General features: G+C 58.3%; 10 protein-coding genes. 7 read left to right on the plus strand and 3 right to left on the minus strand.

Annotated features, from left to right (window positions below):
- Positions 1-19 precede the first annotated feature (19 nt).
- Positions 20-2101, minus strand: a complete 2082-nt coding sequence (locus EGD98_RS20430) for a hypothetical protein (protein ID WP_220590212.1) — start codon at positions 2099-2101, stop codon at positions 20-22.
- A 357-nt stretch (positions 2102-2458) separates the two neighbouring features.
- Here EGD98_RS20430 and EGD98_RS20435 point away from each other — a divergent pair, with 357 nt between their 5' ends.
- Entirely contained in the window at positions 2459-3388 is a 930-nt protein-coding gene (locus EGD98_RS20435) for an FkbM family methyltransferase (protein ID WP_220590213.1), read from the plus strand.
- An 18-nt stretch (positions 3389-3406) separates the two neighbouring features.
- On the opposite strand, the gene EGD98_RS20440 is transcribed toward EGD98_RS20435, so the two are convergent.
- Positions 3407-5200: an asparagine synthetase B family protein gene (locus EGD98_RS20440; protein WP_220590214.1), complete on the minus strand. Its 1794-nt coding sequence runs from the start codon at positions 5198-5200 to the stop codon at positions 3407-3409.
- 284 nt (positions 5201-5484) lie between these two features.
- Positions 5485-6696 carry a long-chain fatty acid--CoA ligase gene (locus EGD98_RS20445; protein ID WP_220590215.1) on the minus strand — a complete coding sequence of 404 codons (1212 nt, stop codon included), beginning with the start codon at positions 6694-6696 and terminating at the stop codon, positions 5485-5487.
- 146 nt (positions 6697-6842) lie between these two features.
- Here EGD98_RS20445 and EGD98_RS20450 point away from each other — a divergent pair, with 146 nt between their 5' ends.
- From EGD98_RS20450 to EGD98_RS20475, 6 genes are all read left to right on the plus strand, one after another.
- Entirely contained in the window at positions 6843-7280 is a 438-nt protein-coding gene (locus tag EGD98_RS20450) for a VOC family protein (RefSeq protein ID WP_220590216.1), read from the plus strand.
- Positions 7281-7464: 184 nt separating this feature from the next.
- Positions 7465-8538 (plus strand): hypothetical protein, encoded by a 1074-nt coding sequence (locus EGD98_RS20455; protein WP_220590217.1) that lies wholly within the window; start codon positions 7465-7467, stop codon positions 8536-8538.
- Positions 8539-8544: 6 nt separating this feature from the next.
- A complete protein-coding gene (locus EGD98_RS20460) occupies positions 8545-9972 on the plus strand; it encodes an aldehyde dehydrogenase family protein (protein WP_220590218.1) in 1428 nt (475 codons plus the stop codon).
- A 134-nt stretch (positions 9973-10106) separates the two neighbouring features.
- Entirely contained in the window at positions 10107-11156 is a 1050-nt protein-coding gene (locus tag EGD98_RS20465) for an ABC transporter ATP-binding protein (RefSeq protein ID WP_220590219.1), read from the plus strand.
- On the plus strand, positions 11153-12061 hold the full coding sequence (locus EGD98_RS20470; protein ID WP_220590220.1) for an ABC transporter permease: 909 nt from the start codon (positions 11153-11155) through the stop codon (positions 12059-12061). Before EGD98_RS20465 ends, EGD98_RS20470 begins: the two co-directional genes overlap by 4 nt.
- Positions 12062-12306: 245 nt before the next feature.
- Positions 12307-12663: an MSCRAMM family adhesin SdrC gene (locus tag EGD98_RS20475; RefSeq protein WP_220590221.1), complete on the plus strand. Its 357-nt coding sequence runs from the start codon at positions 12307-12309 to the stop codon at positions 12661-12663.
- Positions 12664-12718: the final 55 nt, after the last annotated feature.

Consider the following 12718-nt stretch of genomic DNA (forward strand, 5'->3'; position numbering starts at 1 on the left):
CACGACGATTACTTGCTGTCTAGTCAGCTGAATCGTGGCTCTCCTCATACGGGGTTGCCTGGTCAGCGGCGACAGCATAGAGCCGTTCGTTGCTGGCCCTGAACGCATCTGTCACCGGCGCGTACGACTGGTGACAGGTGTCGAACAGTCCGATATTGAAATTCTCCCCGTGGCGACCGCCAACGGCCGAGTGGTCGTAGAACCGGAAGTAGTGTGTGCCAACACACCACGGTTTGCTGGCAGCGCCTTCGAGGTAGCGTCGCACTGCTCGCCCGCGTGCAGACTGGTCGGGGACGGCACAGAGTCCAGGCGATGGGAGCGGCGCGTCGAGGGACCCGAACTGCCACTCGCCAATCAGGACCGGCACGTCGTAGCGCTGGGAAAGGGTCTCGTATCGGTCCGCAGATGAGGACTCGTCGAGATGCGACGAGTAAGAGTAGACCGTGAACACATCGGCGTGCTCGACGCAGGGTTCGGCCCAGGATGGCGGGGCCTCGGCAAAGCGGATACCAAGGTTGAGGTGGTTCGAATCGTACCGCTCACAGGCCGACGCCAACGTCGACGCGAACCGGCCCACCAGCGTTCGACTGAACGCTTCGAGATCAGCCATCGCGTCGGACGAGCTGACCTCAACGGTGCTTCCTGCTCGGATGTCGTCGAAGGACACATCGGTCTCCCAGGCCCTTCGCAGCGATTGATTGGTGCCGTACTGGTCCCTGAGACGGTCGGCCAGTGCGTCTCTGGCGGGGCACTCTCCAGGAGTCGAAAGCATCTCTGCTGCTACTGGCCGCTCCAATAACGTCCAGTCCGGGTAATTACAGAGGAAGTACCCCAGCATGTACGGATCGTCCGCCGTCTCCGCCAGCGGGGCTGCGTATTCGTCGACGACCGCCTCGAAATCGGAGTGAAATACGTCGGGAAAGTCACTACAGATGGTCGGGATGTCGTCGAACTCGTACTCCAAGATTCGCGTGTACGGGAACTCCAGCTCCCGTCCGAGCTGTGTCTCGGACCAGGCGCCGATTGTGTTAAATCCAGACGCTACCAGTTCGCCGATGGCCAGCTCGCGCCAGGAACTGCGCCACGAATCCGGTCCGAAGGCCCGGATAAGATTGGCCCCGAGATAATTGAACGCGGAATCGTCACGGTTCTCTTCGTGAGTCTCCTGTACCGGTGTCTCAGTATCCACGTGTGCGTCTGTGAATCGATCGGTGTCGGGGAGCCAGGAGAGTGCGTTCTCGAGACCATCGTATGCCGACTCGATGACGGGCCGCACCGTGGATACACCGGTCGACCAGAACGGATGGCCGTCAGGGTCAACCAACCACCAGCGGTCTCCATCGGTGGTCGTCCGGAAGTAGCCAGTCCCCTCGTAGGACTGAGTCGTCCAGCCACCCCAGGACGAGAACGACGACGGCCACTTTGCGTTAGCTACACGGTCGAGTCTGGACTGAAGGTGGTCGGTCATCGCCTGTTCATCAGTGAACTTTCGCGGATGGGAGTGGACCGCACTCTGGCCGAACTCGTCAAGTAGCTCCTCGGTGTGTAACGCCGGTTCCTCGACTGGTGGTGGGCTCTCGCGGGTGATCACGAGCGGTGACTGGCACCAGCTGGTGCCGTCACCCCGAGTCTCCTTGACGCGGAGGATGATTCGCTCTACGTCACCGGGATCGACTTTTTGCCCCCCGAGAAACGAGTTCAGCCAAGCCCCGTCACGCGACCGTTTCACCTGGTGTTTCGTAAGTTCGTTGAGGGGGATACGGACCCGGGCCGAACACTCCGGGAGGGTCCGTATGTTCATCACGAACTGATCGTCGGATTTACTCCAGATTAGTTCCGGTACCCGGGAGAGGAGAGACTGACTACCGTCCGTAAACAGGAGCTCGAAGACTGACGCATGCTCACCGGTCTGGAGAACATCGAAGGAGAGACAGTCCTCTTTTGAGAGCGTTCCCTGCGGGATGTCGTAGACGAGCCTGCCGTTGTCGTCGCCCGTTTGGTACCACTCACCAGTGTCCAGTGGGACCGATCGGTCGAGATGCGTAATATCGCTCGTTTGTTCAGGTGAGAGAACTGCTTTGGTGTATTGCTGTTGCTCCATCTTTCGGTTAAAATGTAATTAAAAAGCTATATATATTTTTTGAATATAGCATTGAAAAGTACCTCTCAGCGTCGATTTGGGCGGCACAGCACCGTCGATACACTCAATTGTGTCACGTCTCGACGGTTCCCGCGCCCGGTTACAGATCTGAAGCTGACATTGGGCGAGTGTCTGCGGTGTCCACTCTCGCTGACACCGCCCTCGCGAAGCCCTCTGCACCTGTGCTGTCTATCTCTCGTCCCGTTCCCGTGAGGGAAACCAGCTGTCGTGACGCAAAACCAGTAGTCCGATTGTGTGATCTTTTGGGGCAACCATGACAATCACCAAGCATATTACTCGTCGCTTCGAGTGCCGACCATGCATACTGACCGGCAGCGTCCAGAGACCGGAGCAGAGAGCCTGATTGGACAAGTTGGAGAGCGAGCCGAGTCTTTTCTGGCGGATGTTCTCGAAGATTACGGCGAGACATTCCCCATCACAGGGACCAGCCTCAAGTATGCAACTGCCCCGCTGTACGTCCTGCTCAGCGAGGCACACCTCCTTCTCGAAGAGTGCGCTGTCGCCGTGCCGACTTTCGACGGCGAATGGCAGCTGGTCGACATACCTGACTGGCGCCTCGCCCGGCGTCTCCACACCCTCGCCCTCGTGGAGGGGACGAGACACGGGTCCCCTACACATCAGCAGCTGATGGCCGATATCTATACGAACAGGGGGTTCGCTCGCGTCAAGTCCGGAGACGTCGTCGTTGACACTGGTGCGTATGTCGGTGGGTTTACTCGCTATGCCGCGGAGCGGGCAAGCGAGGTAATCGCCGTCGAACCGAACGCAACTGTCAGCGACGTGCTGTGGTGGAACACCACCGATCTTCCCAACGTGACTGTTGTTCCCGAGGCTGCCTGGGTGGAGCCCACAGAGCTAGAGATCAACACCTCCGTCCACGCGTTCGAGAACTCGGTCCTGGCTCCCGACAATTACGAGACTGGCGACTCGTTCCGTGTCGACGCCGATACCATTCCGAACATCGTTCGGGAGCACGGACACGAGCGTATCGACTTCCTCAAGATAGAGGCTGAAGGGGTCGAGTGTGAGATACTGCAGGGCGCACTCGAGACGGGATTTCCGATTGACCGAATCGCTGTCGACGCCTCGCCCGAGCGGAACCGTGGCGATGTCGTCGACGAGGTATGTGAGATACTTGCGACGCATGGGTATCGCTCTCAGACCAAAGCTCAGTCACGATGGCACTGGGGTGACGATATCGTCTTTGGGAAGCGTTCTGACCAGTGAGACAGGCGGCTGTGTCTTTCAGAACTCGTCCAGCCAGCGAGCCGTCGTAGCCGCCCGCCACAATCGTTCCTGAGACTCGACGCCGTCCGGGACTGGCAACTCGGCATGCAGCCGTTCCAATTGGTCTTTCTCGAGATACGACTCCTCGACGAGTGTTCCATTCGAAAGGGCTGCCTGGAGAGTGCTTGCCTCCTCCTGGATTCCCCGCCTGAGGAACGAGCTGTAGGCGTTGGCATGCACTGGCTGTTCGCGAACGGACTCGGGTACAATGCCTCTGGCAGCCTGGCGGACGAGGCGTTTGTGCCGGCCGTTGTGGAATCGAGAGCCAGGGCCAAGACGGAACAGGAACGCTATAATTCGCGAGTCCAGGAACGGGTGAAACAGCTCAGTCCCGTTGGCCAGTGCGATACGACGAATCGAATCCGAGACAAAATCCATGTAGGGGTCCGTGAGCTGGTACCGGAGTGAGCAGTTCACGAACGACAGCGCCCGGGAGACGGTCTTGGGCTCTCGCCGAGCGGCCGGGGGCCGCTCGTCGTCCCTGTCAACGCCGATAGGGGGGTCCCGATAGTTCAGTTCCCGGAGTGTGACTGACTGGCTCGTGGCCGCTGGAAGCAGTCCGTACAACAATCCAGCTTTGAGCACCGATAGATCGTCCCGCCAGGCCTCACGGACGAAGTCGGCCACGTGACCCTCACACAGCAGGTCAGTGTAGGCGAGCCGATTTCCGTCGAAGAGGTTCCCCCCGACACCCGTAAAGACGCCCTCAAAGCCGTCGGCGCGTGCTTTCGCAGTGACAGTGTCGAAGAGTTCAAGGCTCGAATCCCGACACGGTGTCCCAACAAGGGCCCTGAAATCACGTTTCAACGGCCAGATATCGGCCCCATCAAGGAAAGTAGTGGAAACGCCGTCGGTGGAAACTGCGCTGGCGGACGTTCGCTCATCGATGGCGGATATCCCGTCGAACGTGACGACGAACGCTTCTGCCCGCCCTGTCTCCCTCCGGGCGCTCTCTTCCGTGACAAGGGACCCGATGAGTGTCGAGTCCAGCCCGCCGCTCATCATCACTGCCGCGTTGCCAACTACCTCGAGACGGTTCCCGATCGCCGACCGAAGCAACTGTTCCAGTTGACGTCCGTGGTCAGAAATGTTGGCGTCGGGAGCGCAGCCATACGGTGGTCGCCAGTATCGGTCGACGGAGAGACCATCTGGGTCCCAGGTGACGACCGTGCCAGGCTCGAGCCGAGCGATATCTCTGTAGAAGGATTCTCCGGCTGTCTCGAGACGACTGTCGAGGAACTCACGGATGAGGTGGCGATTTGGCTCATCAGCTACGCTGGAGTGGGCAGCGATTGCACGCGCTTCCGACCCCGCGACGAACAGGTCATCAGTAGCGGCGTAGTAGATATGCCTGATACCTGTTCTGTCTCTTGCCGCGACCGACCGGCGCCGATTACTATCCCACAGCACGGTCGCGAAGGGGCCTCGAATTTGCTCCGGGAACTCCGTCCCCCACTTTGTGTACGCGTCGAGGACCAGACGAGAGTCCGGTCGTGGTTTCGAGGGCTCCTGTCCCAGTCGCGCTAATAGCTGCTCCCGATTGTCGATCCGACCGTCGAATGCGACGTAAATACCGCCCTCTGACACGGGCTGTGACGCGTGAGGTCTCGAACCCGTATTGAACTGGTGACAGCCGATTGAAGCCGTCCCGACGTGCGTGGCCCCCTCTCCGTCGTGGCCGCGGTAGGAGAGCCGGTCGAAGAGCCGTTCGAAGACGGTTGGCTCCACCTGTTGCTTGTCGACTACTGCCAATATTCCGGACATCCGAGATTGCTGCGAGGTGCAGGCGATTCAGAACAACCCTCGGACTCGGCTGATGCACCGACGGACGTTACGTTTAACGAGATCGCGAACGGATGGAGAATCCGCTGTGACGTAGCCGACACCACCGTCTGGTTCCGTTCCAGTGTATGCCATTCGGCTGTTATTTCAGTGCCATTTGACTTATATTTTGCTCTCTATCGGGAGATACGACCGCAAGCACGTTGATTCAGACGGGTGATGACCGCGCGGGCACAGGTCCAGTCCGGGCTCACTCAGGTCGAGAGCCGTTCGAGGAAATAGAAATTACCGTCCTCGTCCTGCTGAATCCGGTCCTCCGTGCGGAGCCAGCCGTCGGTAAACAGTTCGCTGGCCGTTATGTGTCGGTTCCAGTAGCCGGGTGTCACGACATCGCCACGGAGCAACAGCTCACCATCGTTTCCAGGGGGTAGCTCACGGCCAGTGGACGGGTCTACCAGCTTCGTCTCTAGGACATCGGCAGGCTGACCGATGTAGTTCGGTTGAGTGTCCGCCGACAGGGTACCCATGCTCACAGCGAGTGATTCAGTCTGCCCATAGTAGTTGATGACGTTGTCGACATCGTAGGTCGCTTCGAAGTCGGTAAACGTGGACTTCGACCGAAGCAGGCCGGTTGTGACCATGCATATCTCCAGTGACGACGTGTCGGACACTGCCTCGTCGTCAACTTCGATAGTCTCGCGCATCTGCTGGGGTTTTAGCAAGTTGAGGCGAGGTTCGTACTCCGCGATAAGTTCGCTCCACCACTGGGGGTCCCACTCTGCCTGCAAGACCACCGAACCACCGACACACAGCGCGGGCAGTGCTGACCCGTATATACCCGGACTGCGACAGAGGGGGACGGAAGCGAGAAAGATATCGTCGTCTGAGAGGTCAAACACATTGGCCGCCATCTCTACGACAGCCGTAATATTTCTATGTGTATGGATGACCCCTTTCGGTGTGCCTGTCGTCCCGGAGGTGTAGACGACTTTCGCGATGTCGTCGTCCATCTGTGGTTCCACAGTCATCGACGGCTCCGAGACCTCGGTGATACCGAGGTCTCCAACGGCTGCCGTGTCGATTTTTGCCACCGGTATCTCGGCGAGTGGGTCCCCTGATATCTGCTCCCGGAGTCTCATAGCGTACTGGTCGGTTGTCACCACCAGGGACGGTTCGATGTCCGCGAGCACGTGACTCGCGACCTCTCCGCCCCACCTTTCGTCCATCGGCACGCCGACTGCGCCGACACGCCAGATGCCAAGCAGCACAGAAACGTATGCCGAATCGTTCGGCAGGTGGAGGATAACGCGGTCTGATGGCCCGATGCCGTTCTCCCGGAGGAGTCCCGCAACGTACCCAGATTCTCTCCGGAGCTGCTGGTAGGATTTGTCATCACGTCCCGGTGTTCGGATAGCGACGTCATCGTTTCCTGTTGCGAATCGGTCGAACTTTCGGCAGACGTTCATATACTAATATCTCCCCCCAAGAGAGAATAATAAAAATGTCGGTCGATAGCCACTTGAGCTGTGGTCGGGTACCCATCGGTGGCCCCGGTGGCGTATCCAACACCCGAACAACAAAATTTAACTTCAGCTGTCGGTCAAAATTTACTATGGTCGTTGGACCAGCTCACCACTACGGAGTCAACGTATCGGATATCGATCGGTCGATAGAGTTCTACCGTGACGTTCTCGGGCTTGAGGTCCTCCGTGAGGAGCAGGAATTGAGCGACCACCACGAGGACCTCCTCGGCGTCGACGGCACGGAGGGAACGTTCGCTGTTCTTGGGGGCAACGGGTTCAAATTCGAACTGAAGAGCATCTCGGAACCCTCTACGAAGAATATCAACGCCATGCGAAGGCCTGTCGATATTGGTGACGACCACTTCTGTTGGGAAGTCGAAGATATCGATGCAACCTACGAGGAGCTGACCGAACGGGGCGTGGAGTTCCTCGGTCCGCCCAAGTCGGTCGGTACAGTCGATTCCAGAGTCGCTTACTTCTACGATCCCGACGGGAACGTTCTCGAACTCGTCGAGCCGGGTTCGTAACTGGACCCCAGCGTTTTTCAGGGGCTAGTGGAGTTCGGTTCCACGGCAGTATTCAACGCCACCCACAGTCGTACCACTCCCTCTGGCACATTGGGCACGGGCGCGTAGCGGGTACCAACACGTCACTGACCCTATCTGTGAATAAACCACAACTAATTTGCATGATTCCCTGATGTGATTTCGTATGTTCGATGTTGAGCAGCACCTCCAAGAGATGGTGCAGCTGCACTTCGAAGACGGTCGCGGCGCACCGTACTGGATTGAAAAGAAGTCGGAACTCTCCTTCGACCCCGTTGCCGAAATTGAGGGCCCGTCAGACCTGCACCTGTTTGCCGACGACGACGCGTACGGTTCCTTTCCCACCGAACTTCTGCAGACAGCGCCGAGGCAACTCATCCCACAGCAGTACGATGCGAGCGATTACGGGCTGTTCAGCTCCGGTGGGCGAACAGGCACGCCAAAGTGGACGGCCTGGGTGGCCGACGGAATGCAAGCTCGTGTCGACGAGACCTGGCGTGATATGCTGCGTGCAAACGGCGTGCCAGAGGGCCGAGACCTGTTCTATATCGGTCCCACTGGCCCCCACGTGTTTGGGAACGGCATGCGAAACCTCGCAAACAACCGTGGTGGGTCACTGGTTACTATCGACCTAGACCCCCGCTGGATTCGGACCGCCAAGACGGACCGCGAACTGCAGATGACAGACACCGCGGACCGCTACCTTCAGCATCTCCGCAGCCAGGTACAGGATGTCATAGCCCAGCACGGAGATCACATCGGGATGGTCGTGTCCACTCCCACAATAATCGGTGACCTGTACCGGGACGGACTGCTCGACGAACTCGATCTTGATGCGGTCGTCTTCTCCGGGCAGGCGATTGCCCCTGAGAACTACCGGCTGCTCTCCCGGGAACTGGACGCGTTCTTTTCGGGCGTATACGGAAACACCCTCACGGGCGTCCAGCCACAGGTAGATTACAACGAGGACCACGACGCCGTCGTGTATCAGCCACAGGATAAGTACGTCATCGTCGAGGTAGTGGAGCCGGGTGGCGACGGGGAGTACGAAACGGTCTCCTACGGGGAAACTGGGCGGACTCTTACGCACGTTATCCGGGAGGGGCTGTTCGCACCGTACCTGCTTGAAGATGATGCGGCGATTCGGCTCCCGTCCCAGTCCGGCAACGTTTCGGCATGTCTCGGAAACCCCGACGTTCCCGAGAGCGAGCAGGACGATATCGAATCCGGGGTGTACTGATAGTCGATGAGACAGATTGTCGCTGCCACGGGAACCGACCGTCAGGAACCGGTTGTCACGGCGGACGTTACGGGGTTTGAGGGGGACCCGATTGGGGCCGTCGAGCGGTTCCCCTCGATGGAGGTGCCGTCGGTCATCGAACGCAATCAACACCAGGGAAAAGCGGCCCTCAACGCGCTCGACAGTGGGGAGCTGGTATCGATGCTGGCTGAGGCTGGCAGTCATTTCGCGAAGGGGACACTCGGTCCGGAAAACACTACTGTCGACGAGTACGTAACCAACGTCGTTCGCGCCACTGGGCTCCCAGTTCGTGCTGTCAGGGAGGCCGTCACCGCGATACGGTCGGCTCTCGAGTCCGTCGATACCACGCTGCGCTCCCAGTTACCAGGTGACGACGTCACAGTCATCGACACCCTCCAGTACGACACCGGCACGGAGCGAACGGTCGGGTATGTCCCACGCGGTCGGAATCTGGCGCTCTTGACCCCGAGCAATCACCCGGCTGTAGTGGCACTATCAGTGGTCGCGCTCGGGGCGAAATACCCGATGGCGATTCGCCCCTCGAACCAGGAGCCGTTCACTGCAGCCAGGCTCGTACACGCACTCCACGAGGCGGGGCTTCCGAAGGAGTCAGTCGTCTTGCTCCCGGGTGAGCGGGAGGTCGGCCAGACTGCAGTCGAACAGTCGGACCTTGCGCTCGGTTTTGGGGGGCCTGACCTGCAGAACCGGTACGCTGACGTGAGTAACGTCAAGATTCATGGCCCTGGAAACAGCAAGATATTCGTCGATTCCGACTATCTCCAGCGTGACGAGGTACTCGATATGTGTAGGACAGCAGTGATGACGGGCGGTGGTCGTGCCTGCACCAATGCAACCCAGATTGTCACCACCGGCGATGGCTCGCTCCTCGCGAAGAAACTTGCACAGCGAGTCGCGGGCGCCACCGTAACGGCTCCACTCTCGGAACGTGCTGAGGTCCCAGCAGTGGTTGCTCCGGCGGAGGCCGACCGAATCGACCGACTCATCGACACCAATCTCACGACCGGCGCCGGTGAGGACCTGACTGCGCGATACGACGACCGAGACCGTGTGATTGAGCAGAACGGTATCACGTATCTCCGTCCGACGGTCCTTCATCTGGACTGGAACGACTTCGATGACGGCCGACACGTTCTCGCCTCCGAACTCCCCTTCCAGTACACGGTGGTCGTCCAGGTCCCGAAGACGGATATCGGGACTGCGCTGTCGGATTCGCTCGCCGTCACAACCTTTACCCACGACGACGGACTCGAGGAGACGTTGCTTCGGGACTCGTCGATAGAGAAGCTGTTCGCAAACGGCGAAATGGTGTCAGATATCGACCTCCGAGAACCACATCAGGGCTTCCTTACCGATTTCCTGTTCAGGAAACAGGCTTACCGACCATCGAAGTGACAGCTCCTGGTAGCCTCTCCACCGCCAGAACCTGGGAGCGGTGACTGACACACCATCTCGCACTATCGGTGATAAAAAGGGCCGAATAACTTGAGGAAAGAACTACAGGATGGCGCTCGGAAGAATCCGCTGTCATGTCTCTAGAGAAATCAAAGAATACGGGCACAGGCCCGTCAGACGATACGACGTACGCAATCTCGGCGCAGGATGTCCATATCACCTACGAGGACGGGACCGAAGCCGTGCAGGGTCTCTCTCTCGAGGTTGAGCGAGGCGAGTTTTTCGGGTTTCTCGGACCGAACGGGGCTGGGAAGACGACGACTATCAAATCGCTGGTGACACTCCTGCACCCGACTCAGGGGGCGATTCAGGTCGAGGGGTTCGATACCGTCGAAGACCCACTGGCAGTCCGTGAATCAGTCGGCTACATGGCACAGGAAACCAGCATCGACAGAGAACTCACTCCCCGAGAGAACCTCCGTCTTGCCTGTGAGCTGTATGGCGTGTCCAAGAGCGAGCGTGCGGACCGGATAGAGAAACTGCTTGACCTTGTCGACTTGCAGGACGTCGCGGACGAACGCTCGGAGAAGTTCTCAGGCGGCATGAAAAAGCGGCTGGACGCCGCCACTGTCCTGGTACATCGCCCACCGGTGGTGTTCCTCGATGAGCCGACGACCGGTCTCGACCCGGAGGCACGGCGGCGGCTATGGGACTACTTCAAGCGAATCAACGAGGAAGGAACGACTGTGTTTCTCACAACACAGTATCTGGAAGAGGCAGATCACCTCTGTGACCGGCTCTCGCTGATACAGGACGGCCAGGTCGTCGCGACGGGGGCCCCGGAAACGTTGAAATCATCGGTTGGCGGTGATCTCTTCGAAGTGACCCTTGCCGACCCGTCCAAATCACGGACTGAGCGTGCAATCAGGGCGGTGCGAAAGCTCGACCAGTTCGCGGAGGCCAGCTTCGAGACGACAGAGAACGGATTCACAGTCAGAACGGAGCGGGACAGCGAGACGACGAGCGAGTTCTTCGCGGCACTCAATGGTGCTAACATCACCGTCACTGATTTCAACATCCAGTCTCCGACACTCGATGATGTCTTCCTCGCGTTGACTGCCGACGAATCTGCCGACGTGGCCAGCGGAACGGTGACTGAGTCGGCCCCGGAGGTGTCTCTATGAGCAACCGGACTGAGGATACCGTGAACGGGCGCGTAGACAGGTCCCCCGGGAACGATATGAAAGGGGATGTATGGATCAGCTTCAAACGATGGCTGGTCAAGAACCTCAGGAATCCGTACGTGGTGTTCACTTCCCTCGTCCAACCCGTGATATTCCTCGTCCTGTTCGCGGAGGTGTTCGGAGTCGTTGCCGGGGATACACTCACACAGTCGTTCCAGGGGGAGGTCAACTACATCACGTTTCTGACGCCAGCGATACTGATCATGTCGGCTCTGGCCTCAGCCGCGACCTCCGGTATCGGTCTCGTAACCGACATGGAGGAGGGGATGTTCGAGAAAATTCTCGTCTCCCCGATGAATCGGACGGCTATGTTCCTTGGCAAGATGCTCTCAGAAGTCGTACGTATCGTTATCCAGACGCTCATCATCCTCTTGCTTGGATATATGCTGTTAACCGTACGAACCAGTGGGTCGGTTGACCAGTATATGCAAACCGGTCTGGTTGGTGTCATCGGTGTCGTTCTAGTCACTGTCATCTTCGGAGGTGTGTTCATGGCGTACTCCAATATCGTTGCGCTCGTGTCTCGCGACGAAGAAGCGACCATCATGTTTGCGAATCTTCTTACTTTCCCCCTGCTGTTTGTTTCGAGCGCATTCCTGCCACTTGATGTGCTTCCGGGCTGGATCCGGGCTGTTGCGGTACTCAACCCGATCACTTACGGCATAGACGGTGTTCGGGCTCTCATGCTTGGCCGTGATGTGATGACTGTACTTACTGTGACGGGGTATGGCGGTCTCTGGAATACACTCGTTCCAGCAGTCGGTATCCTGGTCGGGTTCAACATCGTACTGGGTACCATCGCGAGACGACTGTTGCGACGAGCTGCCCGCGCTGAAGTGCAGTGAGAGTTCGATCCATCTGCCCTCTACGACGGTTCCCAAAACCCAATCACTCTCTCCACGCTGACTGGTAGTGAGATACTGGCTAGTAACGTACTACTGGACAGCGACGTATCTGGGACGCCCTAAGCCCGTATCAAATTGACCCGTGACCCCTGACTGGACGCTTTGCTCCGGTCGAGTTCAAACTACTGACTCCCATTGTGAATGAAATAAATACGCTATTGACAACTCCAAAAGATTAATTTGATATGAATAATAAAGAACACGTGCCGATGCTTGGGTCAGAACCAGCTACGGCCAACAGTAGCATCGATACCGAACAGGGCTTCGACAGTTCGTACGACTTCGACAGTTCGTACGACTTCGATAGCTCGTACGACTTCGACAGTTCGTACGACTTCGATAGCTCGTACGACTTCGACAGTTCGTACGACTTCGATAGCTCGTACGACTTCGACAGTTCGTACGACTTCGATAGCTCGTACGACTTCGACAGTTCGTACGACTTCGATAGCTCGTACGACTTCGATAGCTCGTACGATATCACAGCGACAGCTGACGCCGCCTTTAGTACGGCCAAGAAGGTCCTGAAGCAGGCCTGCTGAACCCGTCCGCATTCTCATTTTTTATGCCTCAAATCGGCATCTATCACCCTACCTT

Origin of the sequence: Haloarcula salinisoli (assembly GCF_019599405.1) — an archaeon.
Taxonomy (GTDB): Archaea; Halobacteriota; Halobacteria; order Halobacteriales; family Haloarculaceae; genus Haloarcula; species Haloarcula salinisoli.